16 protein-coding genes and 1 riboswitch are annotated in these 18,848 nt (G+C 67.5%); of the genes, 9 read left to right on the plus strand and 7 right to left on the minus strand.

The genetic code is table 11. The features are described 5' to 3' along the window. Positions 1-69 precede the first annotated feature (69 nt). The 4 genes from AC5Y36_RS20920 (at position 70) to AC5Y36_RS20935 (ending at position 4,396) form a co-directional block, all read left to right on the plus strand. Positions 70-843, plus strand: a complete 774-nt coding sequence (locus AC5Y36_RS20920; protein ID WP_500042875.1) for a helix-turn-helix domain-containing protein — start codon at positions 70-72, stop codon at positions 841-843. 72 nt (positions 844-915) lie between these two features. Beyond that, a complete protein-coding gene (locus AC5Y36_RS20925) occupies positions 916-3,003 on the plus strand; it encodes an elongation factor G-like protein EF-G2 (RefSeq protein ID WP_500042876.1) in 2,088 nt (695 codons plus the stop codon). A 54-nt stretch (positions 3,004-3,057) separates the two neighbouring features. Beyond that, a complete protein-coding gene (locus AC5Y36_RS20930) occupies positions 3,058-3,552 on the plus strand; it encodes a DUF2231 domain-containing protein (RefSeq protein WP_500042877.1) in 495 nt (164 codons plus the stop codon). A 61-nt stretch (positions 3,553-3,613) separates the two neighbouring features. Next, positions 3,614-4,396 (plus strand): L,D-transpeptidase, encoded by a 783-nt coding sequence (locus tag AC5Y36_RS20935; RefSeq protein WP_500042878.1) that lies wholly within the window; start codon positions 3,614-3,616, stop codon positions 4,394-4,396. Between the two features lie 76 nt (positions 4,397-4,472). On the opposite strand, the gene AC5Y36_RS20940 is transcribed toward AC5Y36_RS20935, so the two are convergent. The 7 genes from AC5Y36_RS20940 to AC5Y36_RS20970 all read right to left on the minus strand — a co-directional run bounded on the left by AC5Y36_RS20940 (position 4,473) and on the right by AC5Y36_RS20970 (position 12,552). Next, positions 4,473-4,643 carry a hypothetical protein gene (locus tag AC5Y36_RS20940; RefSeq protein WP_500042893.1) on the minus strand — a complete coding sequence of 57 codons (171 nt, stop codon included), beginning with the start codon at positions 4,641-4,643 and terminating at the stop codon, positions 4,473-4,475. A gap of 240 nt (positions 4,644-4,883) precedes the next feature. After that, a riboswitch (M-box (ykoK) riboswitch) is annotated at positions 4,884-5,069 on the minus strand. 66 nt (positions 5,070-5,135) lie between these two features. Continuing rightward, positions 5,136-6,323, minus strand: a complete 1,188-nt coding sequence (locus tag AC5Y36_RS20945) for a CaiB/BaiF CoA transferase family protein (RefSeq protein ID WP_500042879.1) — start codon at positions 6,321-6,323, stop codon at positions 5,136-5,138. After that, positions 6,316-7,257 (minus strand): SDR family NAD(P)-dependent oxidoreductase, encoded by a 942-nt coding sequence (locus tag AC5Y36_RS20950; RefSeq protein ID WP_500042880.1) that lies wholly within the window; start codon positions 7,255-7,257, stop codon positions 6,316-6,318. Before AC5Y36_RS20950 ends, AC5Y36_RS20945 begins: the two co-directional genes overlap by 8 nt. After that, the gene (locus tag AC5Y36_RS20955) at positions 7,238-9,070 is read right to left on the minus strand and encodes a flavin-containing monooxygenase (protein ID WP_500042881.1); all 1,833 of its coding nucleotides are present in this window, start codon (positions 9,068-9,070) and stop codon (positions 7,238-7,240) included. The genes AC5Y36_RS20950 and AC5Y36_RS20955 overlap by 20 nt, the downstream gene beginning before the upstream one ends. Next, on the minus strand, positions 9,067-10,254 hold the full coding sequence (locus AC5Y36_RS20960) for an LLM class flavin-dependent oxidoreductase (protein WP_500042882.1): 1,188 nt from the start codon (positions 10,252-10,254) through the stop codon (positions 9,067-9,069). The genes AC5Y36_RS20955 and AC5Y36_RS20960 overlap by 4 nt, the downstream gene beginning before the upstream one ends. Continuing rightward, positions 10,251-11,636, minus strand: coding sequence for an aromatic ring-hydroxylating oxygenase subunit alpha (locus tag AC5Y36_RS20965; RefSeq protein WP_500042883.1), 1,386 nt, complete (start codon positions 11,634-11,636; stop codon positions 10,251-10,253). The genes AC5Y36_RS20960 and AC5Y36_RS20965 overlap by 4 nt, the downstream gene beginning before the upstream one ends. Before the next feature lie 58 nt (positions 11,637-11,694). Next, positions 11,695-12,552 (minus strand): SDR family NAD(P)-dependent oxidoreductase, encoded by an 858-nt coding sequence (locus tag AC5Y36_RS20970; RefSeq protein ID WP_500042884.1) that lies wholly within the window; start codon positions 12,550-12,552, stop codon positions 11,695-11,697. A 137-nt stretch (positions 12,553-12,689) separates the two neighbouring features. Here AC5Y36_RS20970 and AC5Y36_RS20975 point away from each other — a divergent pair, with 137 nt between their 5' ends. Genes AC5Y36_RS20975 through AC5Y36_RS20995 form a run of 5 tightly spaced genes read left to right on the plus strand, consistent with a single transcriptional unit; the run spans position 12,690 to position 18,807 of the window. After that, positions 12,690-14,306 (plus strand): SMP-30/gluconolactonase/LRE family protein, encoded by a 1,617-nt coding sequence (locus AC5Y36_RS20975; protein WP_500042892.1) that lies wholly within the window; start codon positions 12,690-12,692, stop codon positions 14,304-14,306. A gap of 10 nt (positions 14,307-14,316) precedes the next feature. Beyond that, the gene (locus tag AC5Y36_RS20980) at positions 14,317-15,057 is read left to right on the plus strand and encodes a GntR family transcriptional regulator (protein ID WP_500042885.1); all 741 of its coding nucleotides are present in this window, start codon (positions 14,317-14,319) and stop codon (positions 15,055-15,057) included. Further along, complete coding sequence (locus AC5Y36_RS20985; RefSeq protein ID WP_500042886.1) at positions 15,057-16,562, plus strand: AMP-binding protein; 1,506 nt, start codon at positions 15,057-15,059, stop codon at positions 16,560-16,562. Before AC5Y36_RS20980 ends, AC5Y36_RS20985 begins: the two co-directional genes overlap by 1 nt. A 2-nt stretch (positions 16,563-16,564) precedes the next feature. Then, positions 16,565-17,338, plus strand: a complete 774-nt coding sequence (locus AC5Y36_RS20990) for an SDR family NAD(P)-dependent oxidoreductase (RefSeq protein ID WP_500042887.1) — start codon at positions 16,565-16,567, stop codon at positions 17,336-17,338. Then, positions 17,335-18,807 (plus strand): AMP-binding protein, encoded by a 1,473-nt coding sequence (locus AC5Y36_RS20995; protein WP_500042888.1) that lies wholly within the window; start codon positions 17,335-17,337, stop codon positions 18,805-18,807. The genes AC5Y36_RS20990 and AC5Y36_RS20995 overlap by 4 nt, the downstream gene beginning before the upstream one ends. Positions 18,808-18,848: the final 41 nt, after the last annotated feature.

Genomic DNA, 18,848 nt, shown 5'->3' on the forward strand with positions numbered 1-18,848 from the left:
CCGAAGCTGTGGTGCGGCAATTCCCGGCGGGGAATAGCGGTCAGCGCGGTGACACGGTTGACTGGCGCCATGTCGGTTACTGCGTCCGGTGACTTCGGGCCGCTGCTGCGGGCATGGCGGACCCGGCGCCGGCTCAGCCAGATCGACCTCGCTATCGACGCCGAAACCACCCAGCGGCACCTGAGCTTCCTCGAACAGGGCCGATCGATGCCGGGCCGCGAGATCGTCGGCCGCCTGGCCGAGTCACTGCAGCTCACCCTGCGGCAGCGCAATGAACTGTTCGGCGCGGCCGGATTCGTCGCCGCCTACCCCGAATCGGACCTGCACGCCCCGGGCCTGGAACCGGTGCGGACAGCGCTGCAGCACGTCCTCGACGGTCATCGACCGTATCCGGCCATGGTGATGGACGGCTTCGGGCAGCTGGTCGCGTTCAACAGCGCCTTCCCGCTGTTGTCCGAGGGGGTGGCGCCGTGGCTGCTGGAGCCGCCGGTGAACGTGCTGCGGGTGGCGCTGCACCCCGATGGGCTGGCCGCCCGGATCGTCAACATCGCCGATTGGCGACGCCACATCCTCTCCGGGTTGCACCAGCGGGCACCGCATCCGCGGATCGAGGCGCTCATCGAGGAGCTCGAGGGCTACGGGAGACCCGCGGGTGCGGCCGGTCAACCGCTGGGATTCGCCACACCGCTGCAATTGCGCACCGCCGACGGTGACGTGCGGCTGATCGCCACGATCTCGACGTTCGCGACCGCGATCGACATCACGCTCGCCGAGTTGCGACTGGAGGCGTTTCTGCCCGCCGACGAACAGACCGCGGCGATACTGGCCCGTCGTTTTGGCTGAACTCCTTGTGCTGGGCCGCCGCTGAGGGAAGGGTGGCTATCAGACGGTTGCCGGAAACCAGGAGCGGCGCAGATGGCAGACAAGACGACCACGCCGGGAAACGGAGCAGCCCCAACCGCAGACGGCCCGGCCGCGATCCGAAACGTCGTCGTGGTGGGCCCGTCCGGCGCGGGGAAGACAACGCTGATCGATGCGTTGCTCGTCGCGGCCGGAGTGTTGTCGCGGCCCGGGTCGGTGGCCGACGGCACCACGGTCTGTGACTATGACGACGCCGAGATCCGGCAGCAGCGTTCGGTGGGGTTGGCGTTGGCCTCGCTGCCCTATGACGGCATCAAGGTCAATCTGATCGACACACCCGGGTACGCCGATTTCGTCGGCGAACTGCGGGCCGGGTTGCGTGCCGCGGACTGCGCCCTGTTCGTCATCGCCGCCAACGAGGGGATCGACGAACCGACCAAGTCGCTGTGGCAGGAATGCGATCAGGTCGGTATGCCCCGAGCAGTGGTCATCACCAAACTGGACCACTCCCGCGCGAACTACCCGAACGCGCTGGCGGCGGCGCAAACGGCCTTCGGGGGCAAGGTGTTACCGCTGTACGTCCCGATCGGCGATGAACTGGTCGGCCTGCTGTCGCCGGACCCGGCGCACGCCGAGCAGATCCAGGAACAGCGCGGGGCGCTCATCGAGGGCATCATCGAGGAGTCCGAGGACGAGTCGCTGATGGAGCGCTACCTCGGTGGCGAAGAGATCGACCGCGCGGTGCTGATCGACGACCTGGAGAAGGCGGTCGCCCGCGGCTCCTTCTTCCCGGTGATCCCGGTGTGCGGCGCCACCGGTGCCGGCATGCTGGAACTGCTGGAGGTCGCCACCAGCGGATTCCCCTCCCCGCTGGAGCATCCGCTGCCCGAGGTCTTCACCCCGCAGGGTGCGTCGCATGAAAGTCTGCGCTGCGCGTGCGACCAACCGCTGCTGGCGGAGGTGGTCAAAACGACGTCGGATCCCTACGTCGGCCGGATCAGCCTGGTCCGGGTTTTCTCCGGCACCATCCGCCCCGACGCAACGGTCCACGTGTCGGGGCATTTTTCGGCGATCTTCGGTGACGACAGCAGCCACACCGACCACGACGAGGACGAGCGCATCGGGACGCTGTCGTTCCCGCTGGGGAAACAGCAGCGTCCGGCACAGACCGTGGTGGCCGGCGACATTTGCGCGATCGGGCGGCTCAGCCGCGCCGAAACCGGGGACACGCTGTCGGACAAGGCAGAGCCACTGGTGCTCAAGCCGTGGACGATGCCCGACCCCCTGCTCCCGATCGCCGTGCAACCCCGCGCCAAAACCGACGACGACAAGCTGTCCGTCGGGCTGGCACGACTGGGTGCTGAAGACCCGACGCTGCGCATCGAACAGAACCCGGAGACCCATCAGACCGTGCTGTGGTGCATGGGCGAAGCCCACGCGAACGTGGTGCTCGAGGGACTGGCCAACCGGTACGGCGTCGCGGTGGACACCGTGGAGTTGCGCATCCCGCTGCGGGAGACCTTCAGCAGCAACGCAAAAGGGCACGGCCGCCATGTCAAGCAGTCGGGCGGGCACGGCCAGTACGCGGTGTGCGATGTAGAGGTGGCGCCGCTGCCCGAGGGTTCCGGTTTCGAGTTCCTCGACAAGGTGGTCGGAGGCGCCGTTCCGCGCCAGTTCATCCCCAGTGTGGAGAAAGGCGTGCGGGCCCAGATGGAGAAGGGCGTGGCCACCGGCTATCCGGTCGTCGATATCCGGGTCACCCTGCTCGACGGCAAGGCCCACAGCGTCGACTCGTCGGACTTCGCCTTCCAGATGGCCGGGTCGCTGGCCTTGCGGGAGGCGGCGGCAGCGGCGAAAGTGTCACTGCTGGAACCGATCGACGAGGTGACGGTGCTGGTGCCCGACGATCTGGTCGGTGCGATCATGGGCGACTTGTCCAGCCGCCGGGCGCGGGTACTGGGCACCGACAAGATCGGTGAGGACCGAACCCTGGTGAAGGCCGAGGTACCGCAGGTCGAACTGAGCCGCTATGCGATCGATCTGCGTTCGCTGTCGCATGGCGCCGGCTCGTTCACCCGGGCCTTCGCGCGGTATGACCCGATGCCGGAGGCTGCCGCCGCGCGGGTCCGGGCCGCGGTCTAGTTTGCGAGCGAATTCCCCCACCGGTCGGCGCTGGTCGTTGGAGAAAGGTGAGTGATGTCGACAGTCCACGGGCTGCCCGCGCACATTCTGCTGAACCACTTCGTCATCGTGCTCGCCCCGCTTACCGCGTTGCTGGCGACCGTTTCGGCCCTGTGGCCGGCCGCCCGGCGACGCCTGGTCTGGCTGGTGCTGACCCTGTCGGTGGTCTGCGCCGTGGTGACGCCGCTGACCGTCAGCTCCGGCGGGTGGCTGGCCGACCGCGTCACGGCGTCTTCGGATTCCCCGCTGTCGCCGACGCTGAGCACGCACCTGGATCTTGGCGGCGGCGCCGCCTACGGCGCAGCGGCATTGGTCGTGATCGCCGTGCTCTTGCTCGCGCTGCATGTTCGCCAGGAACGCGGTCACCCGGTTCCGACGGTGATACAGGTACTGGTCGCGGTCGTGGTGATCGCCGCATCGGTCGCGGTGTCTGTGCAGGTCTACCGCATCGGGGAGTCGGGTGCACGGGCGGCCTGGGGCGATTTCAGCGCAGCCGCACCCATCGGCTGAGTCGACGCCCCGCCGTTGCTGACAGTGCGTCGCACGGATTTCCCATTAGAATATTTTCTTGATGAAGCAACCTTTGATGCGCGCCCTTCGCGGGGCCGTCCGCTATCTCGGCGTCGCGACGGCGATTCCGGCGATCATGCTGACCGGACCCGGCACCGCGATGGGCAATGCCGCACTTCCCCCCGCCAGCGCTAGCGTCACGGTGGCGACCGTGACGCCCGGCCCCGATCAGGTGGTGGGGGTGGGACATCCGGTGATCGTGCGGTTCACCGCGCCGGTCACCGATCGCGCCGCCGCCGAACGAACCATCCGTGTTTCGTCGCCGGAACCCATCACCGGCCGGTTCAACTGGGTCAGCAGCGATGAGGTGCAGTGGATTCCGGACCGGTTCTTTCCGGCACACAGCACGGTGTCGGTGAAAGCCCGCGGCATGTCGACCCGGTTCCAGACCGGGGACGCGGTCGTGGCGGTGGCCAGCATCTCGTCGCACACCCTGACGGTCAGCCAGAACGAAGAGGTACTGCGGGTCATGCCGGCATCGATGGGTAAGCCGAAGCGGCCCACGCCGATTGGCTCGTTCACCGCGTTGTCCAAAGAGCGGACGATCAAGTTCGACTCCCGCACCATCGGAATCCCGCTCAACGACCCGGAGGGCTATCTGCTCGACGGCGAGTACGCGGTTCGAGTCACCTGGAGTGGGGTGTACGTGCATTCGGCCCCGTGGTCGGTGGATTCGCAAGGCTATTCCAATGTCAGCCACGGGTGCATCAACCTGAGCCCGTCGAACGCCGCGTGGTACTTCGACCTGGTGCACATCGGGGACCCGATCATCGTTCAGGCCTGAAATCCGTTGCGTTGACTCTGCGTCCAGGGCGGCGGTTACTCGAGGTTTTGCGTCCTGGACGCAGAGTCAACGCACATCAGCGGGAGTGTCCGCCCAGCGACGCGGTGACAACGGCCACCGGCGTGCGCGACACGTACAGGTTCGCCCGCTCCTGCGGAGTCAGCACGCGCCGGGGCCGCAGCAGGTGGGCGGCCCGCCGCCCGGCGGCGCGGATGTTCGAAATGTATTGGATACGAATGAAGGCCATGATGTTCTCCTGTCCGGATACCGATCCGGTCTGAAGACTCGTGCTCAGGTGAGAGAAGGAGTACCCGGACCGGGTCGAGGTGAAACTGAGGTGCTGGGGTCCGTACACGGATGCGGACAATCGCTGCGACTCATCTGGTCCTCACCTCCTCCTCGCCGGGGCACCCCTGGTTCCACCAGGTAAGGCGCCGCATTCGCTGCGCAGCTCGGGGAGTCGATGTTCGGCGGTGATACCGCGGAACGGGCACCCCACTCGTCGGAGCTTTGGCACTGCACGGCGTGTCCGAACCTGCTCGCGGAAAGCAGGTCGGAAGCCACTTGGGCTCAACCCTTAAGCCGGGAGGAGCTGTCCTGACCCGGGGCGTCTTTCGACGTTCGGGGTCAGTGGCCTGTGTCCGTGCAGACGTCTCACTTAACGAGGTGCTTGCCCCTCCATGGTGGCAGCAGGGCACTGCCCCGTCAAACGGAGCGGGAAAAATGTTGTGGATAGCCGCTATCCCGAATCACGCGCCGACGCCTCCTCGGTATCGGAAAGCCCCAGCTCGGTCAGCACCGCGGCGGTATCGGCGCCCAACTCCGGCGCGGGGCCGGCCACCCGGCCCGGTGTGCGGGAAAACCAGGTGGGCACACCGGGAAACCGGACCGGCCCGTGCGGTGTGTCCACGCTCTGGAAGAAGCCGACCGCGTTGAGGTGGGGGTTGTCGAACAACTCGTCGGGGGTGTGCAGCGGCGCCGCGGGGATCTCCAGTTCCTGGAACAGTGCCAACCACTCGTCGGTGGTCCGCTCCCGCAGGGTCTCGGCGACCAGGGCGTAGACGGCGTCGATCTGGCGGGACCGGCGTTCCACGGTGGCGTAGAGATCGCTGGCCCACGGCGGTTGCACCGCGTCGATGAAGGCATTCCAGTGCTTGTCGTTGTAGATCAGCGCGGCGATCTGACCGTCGCTGGTCTGATACGGGCGGCGGTTGGGTGCCAACGCCCGCGGATAGCCGGCCCGGCCCAGCGGCGGATCGAAGATGGCGCCGTTGGCGTGTTCGACGAGCATGAACGACGCCATCGTCTCGAACATGCCGGCCTCGACCTCCTGGCCCTGCCCGGTCCGCTCGCGGTGGAACAGCGCCATCATGGTGGCGTAGAGGACGGTCAGCCCGGCGACCTTGTCGGCCATGATGGTGCCGACATAGCTGGCTTCGCCGGTGAGCTGTTGCTGCACGGCCGGCAGGCCGCATTCGGCCTGGATGGTGTCGTCGTAGGCGGGCAGGTCGCGATTCGGGCCGCCGCGGCCGTACCCGTAGCAGTTGGTGTAGACGATCGACGGGTTGAGCGCCGCAACCTGGTCGTAGCCGAAACCCAACTTGGCGATCGCCTTGGCCCGCATCGAATGGATGAAGACATCGGCGGTTGTGATCAAGGCGCGCAGCGCATCCCTGCCGGGCTGGGTATGCAGGTCCAGCACGACGCTGCGTTTGCCGCGGTTCACGTTGACGAACACGCCGCTCATCCCGGGAGCCGGCCCGACGGAGATGTAGCGCGTGGTGTCGCCCTCGGGTGACTCAACCTTGATCACGTCGGCGCCCATGTCGGCCATGATCTGGGTGCAATAGGGGCCCATCACCATCGCGGTCAGGTCGACCACCCGCACGCCGGCCAGCGGCCCGGTCCGGTTGTCGCGGCTAGCCATGTCGAGCTCCCTGTTGGGCCATGGCGAAGCTGTACCGGATGTGGTCGACGTGACCGTCGGGGACGACCGGAAATACCAACGGCGCACCGGCGTCCCTGATCGCGGCGATCTCTTCACCGACCTGCTCGATCGACCAGGACGGGCGGTACACACCGGGGGTTTCGGCGATGACGGCCCGCGCCACCCGCCCCGCGATGGCGATCAGCAACTCGCCGTTTATCGAGCAGGATTCGTGGGCAAGCCAACCCACCACGGGGGCGACGAGGTCGGGGCCCCACGGCGGATAGGCGGAGGTGTCGATGCCTTCGGCCATCCTGGTCTCGGCGGCCGGAATGATGACATTGCAAGCCACGCCGTTGGCGGCCCCTTCCAGCGCGGCCACATTGGACAGGCCGATCACCCCGGACTTGGCGACCGCGTAGTTGGCGACACCATGGTTTCCATACAGCCCCCCGATCGAGGAGGTCAACACGATGCGCCCGTACCCGGCCTCGCACATGAGCGGGAAAGCGGGACGCACAACGTGAAACGCACCGCGCAGATGGACGTCGACGACCGCATCGAAATCCTCGTAGCTCATCTCGGTCAGTGAACTGCGCCGCACCGTGCCGGCGTTGTGGATCAGGATGTCGATCCGGCCGTAGCTCCGCAGTGCAGTATCGACGATCTCCCGGCCGCCGGCCGCGGTGGCCACCGACGCCGTGCAGGCCACCGCATCGCCTCCGGCAGCGATGATCTCACCAGCCACCCGGTCGGCGGGCCCGCCGTCAGCACCGTCACCGGTCAGATCTCCGCCGGAGTCATTGACCACCACCTTCGCGCCTCGCGACGCCAACAAGGCCGCGTAGGCGCGGCCCAGCCCGCGACCGGCGCCGGTGACGACGGCGACCCGGTCGGTGAAATCCAGCGTGGGCTCAGTTGAGGTCGAGGCCATCGAGGTCGCCCTTGTCGCGCCATTGCTGCAGCAGTTCGTCGAACGCGTAGAATCCGGGCGCGTACGGCTCGCCCAGGTGCGACCGCAGACCTTCGCCCGCGCCGCCGCCTTCGTTGTTGTAATAGCCTGGGGTGCAGGCCCGATCGAACGCCGAGTTGTCGATCGCGGTTTCCCGGACGATCCGGCACCACGCGTCCTGCGCTTGTTGACGGGGTTCCACGGTGGTTGCGCCGCGAGCCAGCGCCTCGGCGATGATGTAGGCGATGTGTTGGCCCTGCAGTTCGTAGTTCGCCGCGATGTTGGCCGAGATCCCGACCTGGGTGAAGCCGGTGAAGAACTGGTTGGGGAACCCGCGGCTGGTCATGCCGTGCAGGGTCTGGTAGCCGTCACGCCAATGGTCGTACAGCGATACCCCGTCGCGGCCCTCGATGGCGTCGATGGAATAGCGCCGGCTGATCTCGGTGGTGATCTCAAAGCCGCTGGCGTAGATGATGCAGTCGACCTCGTACTCGACGCCGCCGGCGACGATCCCGGCCCGAGTGATCCGCTCGACGCCTTTGGTGGCCGCCACGTCGACCAGCGTGACGTTGGGCCGGTTGAACGTCGGGAGATAATCGTCGTTGGAAAGCGGTCTCTTGCACAGGAACCGGTAGTACGGCTTGAGCGCCTCCGCGGTGTCCGGGTCTTCGACGATCTCGTCCACCCGGCGGCGCAGCCGCTCCATGACCTTGTAATCCTCTTCCTCCCGGATCGTCATGAACTGCTCGGGCGTCAGCGCGGCGGGATCCTCGAGGGCTAGCACCCGCGCCGCGGTGTTGCGGCCCAACTCGGTCCAGAAGTCGCACACCAGATCCGGCTGCCCCAGGGCCATCCCCTCGAAGGTCCAGGCGTGGAAGTTGCGCTGACGTTCCTTCTGCCAACCCGGCTGCAGCGAGCGCACCCAGGCGGGATCGGTGGCCGTGTTCGCGCGCACGTCCACCGATGACGGTGTGCGCTGAAACACGTAGAGGTGCTGTGCGTACCGGCCCAGAAACGGCACGATCTGGATGGCGGTGGCACCGGTGCCGATGACCGCCACCCGCTTGTCCGCCAGTTTGTCCAGCCCGCCGGTGGCGTCCCCGCCGGTGTAGTCGTAGTCCCAGCGCGACGAATGGAAGCAATGCCCACCGAAGTCCTGGATACCGGGAATCCCCGGCAGTTTCGGGCGGTGGAAGGGGCCGGACGCCAACACCACGAATCGGGCGCGGATGTCGTCGTCGCGGTTGGTGCTGATTCGCCAGCGGTGGATCGCCTCGTCCCAGCGCATCGCGCGCACCTGGGTGGAGAAGATCGCGCCGTCATACAGCCCGAAGTGCTTGCCGATGCGCTGACAGTGCTGGTAGATCTCGGTGCCGTCGGCGAACTTCTTGCTCGGCATGAAGTCGAGTTCTTCGAGCAGTGGGATGTAGCAGTACGATTCGTTGTCGCACTGGATGCCGGGGTAGCGGTTCCAATACCACACCCCGCCGAAATCACCGCCCAGCTCGATGATCCGGACGTCGTCGACTCCGGCCTTCTTCAGCTCGGCGGCCGCGAGCAAGCCACCGAAGCCGCCGCCCAGGACGGCGACGTCGATGTCCTCACAGATCGGGTCGCGCGCCGACACCGGCGTGTAGGGGTCGGTTTCGTAGTATCCCGCGAAGTCGTCGCACAACTCGACGTACTGAGTGGAGCCGTCGGCGCGCAGTCGCTTCTCACGCTCCCGGGCGTACTTGGCCCGCAGCGCGTCGATGTCGACGTCATCGGGGGTCTGTGTCGGTTGTTCGCACGTCACGTCAGCGACTTCTCCGGCAGTGCCGCCGGGTGCAGCGGCGCTTCCATCTTGTGCACCTCGGGCAGCACCTCCTCGGCGAACAGCCGGGTGCTGGCCATCGCCTCCTCATACGGCATGCTGCCGAACTGCGGCACGATGGTCATCTCGGAGAACGAGCACGCCTCTTGGGCCGCCGTGATCCGCTTGAGGATCTCCTCGGGTGTGCCGATCAGCAGATTCGATGCGTGATAGCCGGGGGTCTTCTGCGCCGCCGGCTTGGCGGCGTCGTCTCCGGACACCGCCGAGGCGAGCACCGCGGTCGCGCTGGCCTCCCGCGCCGCGTAGGCCTCATAGCCCTTGACGCCCTTGAAGTTCGACGCGTCGGCGAAACCGTAGTGCACTGTGACGTCGCGGTTGGCGGTCCAGATCCATTCCTCGGATTTGGCGGCGTCTTGCTCCTTGCCCACGCAGTACATGAACATGACGTTCTTGGGCTGGCACGGACCCATGCCTTCTTCGGCGCGGAACGTGTTGACCTTCTGCACTTCGGCCCCGGCGTCCCAGATCGGCTTGTTGCCGACGAACAGCGGCACCATCCCGCGCCGGGACAGAATCTCCAGCGATTCGGCCGTCGACGACGAACTGTAGATCCGGCTGAACAGGTCGCCGCTGATCGGTGCCGGCCGCAGCGACATCTCCGGAACCGAGAAGATCTCGCCATCGTAGGAGAACCGTTCGCCGGAGAACGCCAACTCCAGGATGTCGAGGGTCTCGTTGAACCGTTGCCGGCTCTCTTCGCGGGGTACGCCGACGGCTTCGAACTCACCCTTGGACACCCCGCGGCCGATCCCGATGGTGTCGTAGCGGCCGTTGGACACGATGTCGAGATAGGCGATCTGATGCGCCAGGCGCACCGGATGCCACCACGGCGCGACCACCACGAACGTGCCCAAACTGACCCGCTCGGTACGTCCGGCGAAGTATGTCAGCGCCTGAATCGGGTTGGGCGTCATGCCGTACGGCGTACCGCAGTGCTCCGGGAACCAGATTCCGTCGAACCCCAGCGGCTCGGCCAGGTCGCCGAGCGCCAGCGCCGCCTGCACGCAGTCGGCGTCCGGGGTCGCCGGCGGGGTGCTGAAGTCGCCGGCCAGCACACGATCCCAGTCCTGCGAGTTCTGTGCTCCGGTGCCGAGGTTGACTTTCATCGGTTCTCCTCACGTGGAAGTTCTTGCGGGTCGCCGGTACCCATGTATTTCGACAATTGGTGATGCAGGTTGACGGTGCTGCGTTCGCGGTACGGGTTGGGTTTGGTGCCGGGGAACGCCAAAGACTTCATGCCCTGCTGGACCGCCGCCATGTTGGAGAAGTCCTGCGGCAGGACGGACCGCCACCTCGGGTCTCCGGCCGGGGTGTACTCCCATTCGGTTTGCGGCTCAGCGCCGTTCGGATACAGCTCGAAGACCGACACCTCGAAGATGCACCTGTCCGGGTTGTAGCCGGGGTCCGGGCGGGCGCTGTAGCACAGCGCGCTGGTCAGGCCCTGGCCGATCTGGAAGTTCGGGAAGATCTGCCAGGCGGTACCGCTCTGGCCGAGGATGTCGGACGGGATGGTCGGCCAGATCACGCCCCGGGCCTCGTCGTCGCGGCGCGCCGAGGACAGCCAGTGCTCGAGCACCTTGTCCGCGGGGGTGCCTTCGGGCAGCTCGTCGACCAGCCGCAGTGCCGCGTTCACCAGCGTCTGGGTGGTGGTGGCGTTGGTCTCTTCCATCGTGTAGACCTGCATCTCCGCGGTGGAGATCCGGGGGTCGCCGGTGCCCAACCGGATCTTGGATTTGGTCTCCGCCAGGTCGTCGGGGGCGTCGTAGCCGATGTTGGAGTGTCGGCCCTGGGCTTTGGCCCAGCCCTTGAACTCACCGAACCTGTTGAATTCCGGATGGGTGGTGTAGACGTGGTAGGTCTCGTTGAAGGCCTCCATCGCGACCTTCCAATTGCAGTCGAAATTCAGCCATTTGCGCCACTTGTAGCGCATGTTGTGCAGTCCGAACGGGTCGAGGATCTTGGCCGCCGGATGCAGAAAGTCCTGCAGCGACTCGCAGTCCGGGTCCATGTTGATGAAGATCCAGCCGCCCCAGGTGTCGACGCGGACCGGCGCCAGGTGGGTGTTCTGCGCGGTCAGCGCGCCCTGCCAGTCCTGCTGCTCCCGGATGTGGGTGCAGGCCCCGGACAGGTCGTAGGTCCAGCCGTGGAAGCCGCAGACGAACGCCTTGCGGGTGCGGTCGCAGGCGTTCTTGGCCCCGGCCGGGGTGTCGACCAGCCGCCGGCCGCGGTGCATGCACACGTTGTGGTGTGCTCGGAAAGAGGTCGAGCATGAGTCCGTTCCAGTCCGCACCACGATGATCGAGTCGTCGAGGATGTCGTAGGTGAGGTAGCTGCCCACCTCGGGAAGCTCTTCGACCCGGCCGACCTGCTGCCACACCTTGCGCCACAGCATGTCTCGCTCGGCGCGGGCATAGTCGGGACTGATGTAGGCCTCGACGCCGATGGTCGTCGGCGCGTCGAGTTCCTCGCCCTCCTCGCGAGCAGACACTAACGTCCCCTTTCCGTCGGCGTGTCGGGTACTTTCACGTCTGCTCGCGGGTGGAAAGTCACCGTTCCTCCTTCGTGATGGCCGCGCGGAAGGACTCGTCCTTGAGGAACAGCGACGTGTTGTCCGCGCCCAGGTGGCTCCACTTCAAGTTGAGTCCGCCGTCGACCAACAGGGTCTGGCCGGTGACGTAGCTGGACAGCTCGGACAGCAAGAACAGAATCGCGCCGGCCTGCTCCTCCGGGCGCCCGCGCCGACCCATCGCGATCGCCTGTCGGTCACGGTCGGGATCGTCGTCGACATAGGTGCGCGACGCGGCTGTCTCGGTGACGCCGGGTGCGATTGCGTTGACCCGAATACCGAAGGGCGCCAGTTCGACCGCCATGGTGCGGGTCGCGGCGACCACCGCCGCCTTGGCGGTGCCGTAGGCGATATGAAACGGGGCGGTGTTCATGCCGCTGATCGAGGAGATCGACACGATCGAGCCGGGCCGGTCGAGGGCCCGCAGCTCGGCCGCCACCGCCTGGCTCATGAAGAACATCGTCTCCAGGTTGTCGGTGAACAGCGTCCGCCAGTCCACGCGAGTCACCCGGGTGGCGGGCATCCACGTCGACGGCGCGGCGCCACCGGCGACATTGACCAGTCCGTACAGCGTGCCGTCGGCGCTTCGGGCGGCGTCGAGGACGGTGGCGATACCGGCGTCGGTGGCGGAGTCGGCGAGCACAGGGACCACCGCCAGGCCCCGGTCGGCCAACGGGGCGACGTGCTGGTCGAGGTTCTCCCGAGTGCGGCCCACCCCGATGACGGTGGCACCGGCCTGGGCGACCATGCGGGTGACCGTGGTGCCGATGCCGCCGCCACCAGCACCGGATACCACGACGACGCGGCCGGTGAGGCTCAGGGGATCTTGTTCAGTCAAATTAATTGTCCGGACTAGCTAGTCATGTGCAGTGGAATGAGAATATGATTCTCCAGAGCTGAACGCAACGTCAAGGGGTAGTTGGTGACGATTTGTCGATATTGTCTGGACCAGTCAAGGTTGCTACCGTGCCAGCGGTGACCCTCGGATCGGCGACGCATCCGGCAGGTCGGTATGCCGCCGGGCGGACCGTCGACCTGGCCGAAGGTTGGAGCCTGCGACGTTGCACACCGCCGAGCCGGCTGTTCGGCGCGAACGGCCTGCGCACCGGCCCGGACGGCCGCATCTATATCGCCCAGGTGACCGGGAGCCAGATCAGCGCACTCGACGTGTCGACCGGCGAGGTCGGCACCGTCAGCGCCAAGGGAGGCGAGATCATCGCGCCCGACGACGTCGCCTTCGACCCGCATGGCAACCTGTACGCCACCGAGGTGATGGACGGCCGCGTCAGTGTGCTCGAGAACAGCGGCCGCGCCCGGGTGCTGCGCGACGATCTTCCGTGCGCCAACGGCATCACCGTGCATCACGGTCGGCTGTTCGTCGGGGAATGCCGCGAGGGCGGGCGGCTTTTCGAACTCGATCCCACCGGCGGGCAACCGCGGCTGCTGCTGGACAACGTTCCCTCGCCCAACGCGATGGAAGTGGGCCCTGACGGGCTGCTGTACTTCCCGGTGATGGGCGCCAACGAGATCTGGCGCATCGATCCGGACGGCGGTGAGCCGCAGCGCGTCGCTGCCGACCTGGGCGTGCCCGACGCGGTGAAGTTCGACGCCGACGGCTGCATCGTGTCCACCCAGGTGGCCAGCGGTCAGGTGCTGCGCATCGATCCGCGTAGCGGGGAGCGCACCGTGCTGGGCCAGCTGAACCCCGGCCTGGACAATCTCACCTTCGTCGGTGACCGGTTGTTCGTCTCCCACTTCACCGGTGAGATCACCGAGATCCTGGGTGGCGGCACCACCCGCACGGTGCTGGCCGGCGGTCTGAACTGGCCGTTGGACCTCGCGGTGGGCCACGACGGCGTCGTGCGCATCGCGGACGGGACCTACCTTTATGCGCTGTGCCCGGATGGATCCCTGCAGACCGAGGGGATGCTGTTCAGCCCCGGCTACCCCGGATTCGTGCGCGGCCTGACATCGGCGGGTCCCGGGGAGTTCGTGGTGACCACCTCCGGCGGGCAGGTGTCGCGGTATCGCCCGGCCGACAGTCAAAGCGAGGTGCTGGCAGACGGATTCGACCAGCTCTACGGTGTTGCGCTCGACCCTGCCGGGACGGTCGTAGCGGCCGAGCTGGGCACCGGGCGGGTGCTGTCGATCGAGTCGGGTCACTTTGCCACGCGGGTCCAAGTGCTGGCCACCGGCCTGCGGGATCCGGTGGGTGTGGCGATCGCGCCCGACGGTGGCTGTCTGGTCGCCGAGGCCGGCCGGGTGGTCAAGCTGGGCGGGTCGGGCACCGAGACGGTGGTCGACGATCTGCAACGCCCGCAAGGGATTCTGCTGTGCGACGGGTCGCTGTACATCGTCGACGCCGAAGCCAAGGCGCTGATCTCGGTCGATCTGCAGACCAATGCCCGGCAGATCATCGCCACCGGATTGCCCGTCGGCGCGCCGGCCGGCGTGACACCCAAGCCGCTGCGTGGCATGCCGCCGTTCTCCGGCCCGCAGGGTCCGTTCGCCGGAATCACCGCCGGACCGGACGGCACCCTGTACCTGTCGGCCGACGCCGAGGGCAGCGTGCTCGCGCTGCACCGGACCTGAGCGCGAACCGATGTCCGACACCGCCGCCGGCGACCACCGCTACCTGCAGGTGGCGCGCACGCTGCGCAAGGAGATCGTGGACGGCGTGTACCCGGTGGGATCACACCTTCCCACCGAACACGAACTCTGTGAACGGTTCTCGGTGAGCCGATACACCGTGCGGGAGGCGCTGCGCCGGCTGCGGGAGGACAACCTGGTCTCGTCGCGGCCGCGGGCCGGCACTCTGGTGGTGCCACGCCCGACGTCCGATTCCTATGTGCAGGACGTGATGTCCATCAACGACCTGCTGGCGTTCGCGTCCGGGGCACGATTCTCCATCGAGTCCAGCACCATGGTGACCATGGATGACGTGTTGTCACGGCGAACCGGGCTGGCCGTCGGCCAGGACTGGCTTTCGGTGCGCGGGTACCGGGAGGCTGACGGCGCCGAGCATCCGCTGTGCTGGACGGAGTACTACATCAACCGCGCCTTCGCCGGAGTCGGCCGGCTGCTGCAGCGACACGACGGACCGATATTCCCGCTGATCGAGGACCTGTTCGGGCAGAGCATCGTGGAGGTGCACCAGGAGATCGCGGCGGTGCTGATCCCGGCCGAGTTGGCGAACGGACTCAAAGTACCCGCCGGCGCGCCCGCACTGGAGGTGCACCGCACCTACACCAGCTCCGACGGTGAGATCGCGCAGGTCACCATCAACACCCATCCGGCCTCACGGTTCAGGCATTCGATGACCATGCGACGGGTCCGGGGCTGATGCCTCCCGCGACGCTGGCCGATGCGCTGCGCGACGCCGTGCAACGCACCCCGGATCGCGTGATGCTGGTCGATGGTGCGGTGCGGCTGGATTGCCAGACGCTGTATCGCCAGTCGGCGAGCCTGGCGCAGGCGCTACTGGATCGGATGCCGGTCGGCAGCGTGGTGTCGTTCATACTGCCCAACTGGCATGAGGCGGCGGTCATCTACCTGGGCGCGACGCTGGCCGGCATGGTGGTCAACCCCATCCTGCCGTCGCTGCGAGACCATGAGCTGGCGTTCATCCTGCGCGACGCCGACGCACGGATGGTTTTCCTGCCCGGCAGCCTCGGTGGCGGTCACGACTACCCGGCGATGCTGCGGCGGGTGTCCGCGCAACTGTTCGCACCGCCGGAGACCGTCGTGGTCCGCGGCCCGGGCGGCTTCGCCACGCTGCTGGAGCACCCGGGGGAGCCGCACCCGCTGCCCGCCCTGGATCCGGATTCGGCGCGGATGATCCTGTACACCTCAGGCACCACGGGCCGGCCGAAAGGTGTGCTGCACAGCCATAACTCGCTCGGCGCCCTGATCCGCCAGCTGGGTGAGCACTGGCGGATCGACAAGGGCGATGCGTTCCTGGTGCCGTCCCCGATCGCACACATCGGCGGCTCCATCTACGCCTTCGAATGCCCGCTGCTGCTCGGCACCACCGCGGTGCTGATGGACCGCTGGGATGCCGAGGCCGCGGTCGCGCTGATGCAGGGCGAACGGTGCACACACATGGCCGGGGCGACGCCGTTTCTGCAGCAGATGCTGGCCGCCGCGCAGGCGGCGCACACCCGGCTGCCGGATTTGAAGGTGTTCATCTGCGGCGGCGCATCGGTGTCGCCGTCCCTGATCCGGCAGGCCGCCCGGTACTTCCCGCACGCCGTGATCAGCCGCGTCTACGGCAGCACCGAGGTACCGGTCACGACGGTAGGGGCGCTGGCCCCCGGCGACCTCGATCATGCCGCCGACACCGACGGGCGGCCGGGGCTTGCCGAGGTCCACATCGTCGACGGTGAGATCCGGGTGCGCGGCCCGCAGATGCTGATCGGCTACCTGCATCCGGAGGACACGGCGACCGACGCCGACGGGTTCTTCCGGACCGGCGATTTGGGCCGGTGGGTCGACGGCGAATACCTGGTGGTCACCGGCCGCGCCAAGGATCTCATCATCCGCAACGGAGAGAACATCTCACCCAAGGAAGTCGAGGACGTCCTCGTCGAGCATCCCGGCGTCGACGAGATTGCCGTGGTCGGCTTGCCCGACTCCCGCACCGGCGAACGGGCGTGCGCCGTGGTCGTGCCGGCGCAAGGAGAAGCCGTGCCGGACGTGGCCAGCCTGCGGGAATTCCTCACCGAACGCGGCCTGGCCCGGTTCAAATCGCCTGAACAGGTAGTGATCTGGGACGCGCTGCCCAAAAACGACGCCGGCAAGGTTCTCAAACATCAGATCACGGCGGCACTGACAGCGACGGACGGGTGAGCATGCAGGTAGCGATAGTGACCGGGGCCAGCGGCGGTATCGGGGCGGCCTGCGCGACGCGGCTGGCGCAGGACGGGATGGCGGTGCTGGGGACCGGACGAGACCCGCAGCGGCTCGCCGAATGGACGCAGTCCGTCGGCGACCCCGACCGGGTCGCGACGCTGGCCGTCGACCTGATCGAGGGCGACGCTCCCACCCGCATCGTCGAGTCGGCGGTCGCACGCTGGGGACACGTCGACTTCCTGATCAACAATGCCGGGGCGGGCAGCCCTGCGCCGTTGCACGAGACCGACGACGAAAACCTGGACTACTTCCTGGGTTTGATGCTGCGGGCACCGTTTCGGCTGGCCCGCGAGGTGCTGGGGCACATGGCGCCCGGCTCGGCGATCATCAACATCACCTCCACCTTCGCGGTGGTGGGTGGCCTGCGCGGCGGCGCCTACTCGGCGGCCAAAGGCGGCCTGACCGCGTTGACCACGCATATCGCCTGCCAGTACGGGGCCCAAGGTATCCGCTGTAACGCGGTGGCGCCCGGCGTGATCCACACTCCGATGACCGAGCACCGGCTGGCCGACGAGCGATTCCGGCGGATGAACGTCGAGATGACGCCGCATCAGCGGCTGGGCACCGTCGACGACGTGGCGAGCACGGTGGCGTTCCTGTGCTCACCGGGCGGCAGCTTCATCAACGGGCAGACCATCGTGGTCGACGGTGGCTGGAGTTCGACGAAGTACCTGTCGGAGCGCGGCTTGGGCTCGCAGTGGAGCACCCCGTGAACGTGTTCACGCTGTTGGACCAGACCGCGCAGCGGTTCGCCGAGCGTGGTGCGGTCTACGACGGAACCCGGTGCAGTGCCAGCTGGGCGCAGTTGCGGGACCGGGCGCTGCGGTTGGCCGGCTCGCTGGAATCCGCCGGCCCGGGTGCCCGCATCGCCATCGCCAGCGAAAACCGGCCGGAGATCGTCGAACTGTTCTTCGGAATCTGGGCGGCCGAATGTGTGGCGGTGCCGCTGAATTACAAGTTGCATCCCCGCGAGATGGCACAGATCCTCGCCGACGCCGAGGTGACCGTGGTGTTCGCCTCTCCGCAGATCGGTGCCGAACTGGCAGCGGTCACCGAGACCCCGATCGAGATCCTGGGCGGCCAGGCGTATTCGACCCGGCTCAGCGGCGCCCCGCTCACGCCCCCGGTCACCGATCCGCAAACATTGGCCTGGCTGTTCTACACCAGCGGCACCACCGGCCGGTCCAAGGGCGCGATGCTCTCGCACCGCAGCCTGATGGCGGCGACCCTTGCCCACCTGGCCGACATCGACGATCCGGACGCCGACTGCAGCCTGCTGCATGCCGCGCCGATGTCGCACGGCTCCGGTCTCTACATTCCCGCCTACGTCGCCCGGGGTGCTCGCCAGGTGGTTCCGGCATCGCATGGTTTCGACGCCGACGCATTCCTCGACCTGTGCGAGGCGCATCCCGGCTGCCGGGCCTTCCTGGCGCCGACGATGGTGCAGCGCCTGGTGGCCACCGGCCGATCGTGTCCCGGTGGGTTGCAGACGATCGTGTACGGCGGCGGCCCGATGTACGTCGAGAGCCTCAAGCAGGCGATGGCGGCCTTCGGTCCGGTCTTCGCCCAGATCTACGGGCAGGGCGAGGCGCCGATGACCATCACCGGCCTGCGCCGCGCGGAGCACGTCGGCGCCGACGACGCCGCGCTGGGATCGGTCGGCTACCCGCGAACCGGTGTGCACGTCGCGGTGCTGCGTGACGACGCCAGCGCCGCCGACATCGGGGAGGTCGGTGAGATCGTGTGCCGCGGAGACGTTGTCATGTCCGGGTATTGGAAGAATCCGGACGCCACCGCCGCGGCGCTGCGCGATGGCTGGCTCTACACCGGGGACCTCGGCTCGCTGTCGGCCGGCGGTCAGCTCACCTTGCATGACCGGTCCAAGGACGTGGTGATCAGCGGTGGCAGCAACATCTATCCGCGCGAGGTCGAGGAGGCGCTGCTGGAGCACCCGGACGTCGCCGAGGCCGCCGTCGTCGGGGCGCCCGATCCGGAGTGGGGTGAGGTGGTGGTGGCGTTCGTCGTGGGAACCGCCGGCGTGCTGGACACCGCGGAGCTGGACGCGCACCTGCTGGCGCGGATCGCCCGGTTCAAACGGCCCAAGCGCTACCTGCTCGTCGCGGAGCTGCCGAAGAACAGCTACGGCAAGGTGCTCAAACGGGAGTTGCGGGCCCGGTTATAGGCGGCCCCTCCGGCCGCGACCGGCAATTTCACGACGCGACA

Source organism: Mycobacterium sp. NGS50 (assembly GCF_059812545.1).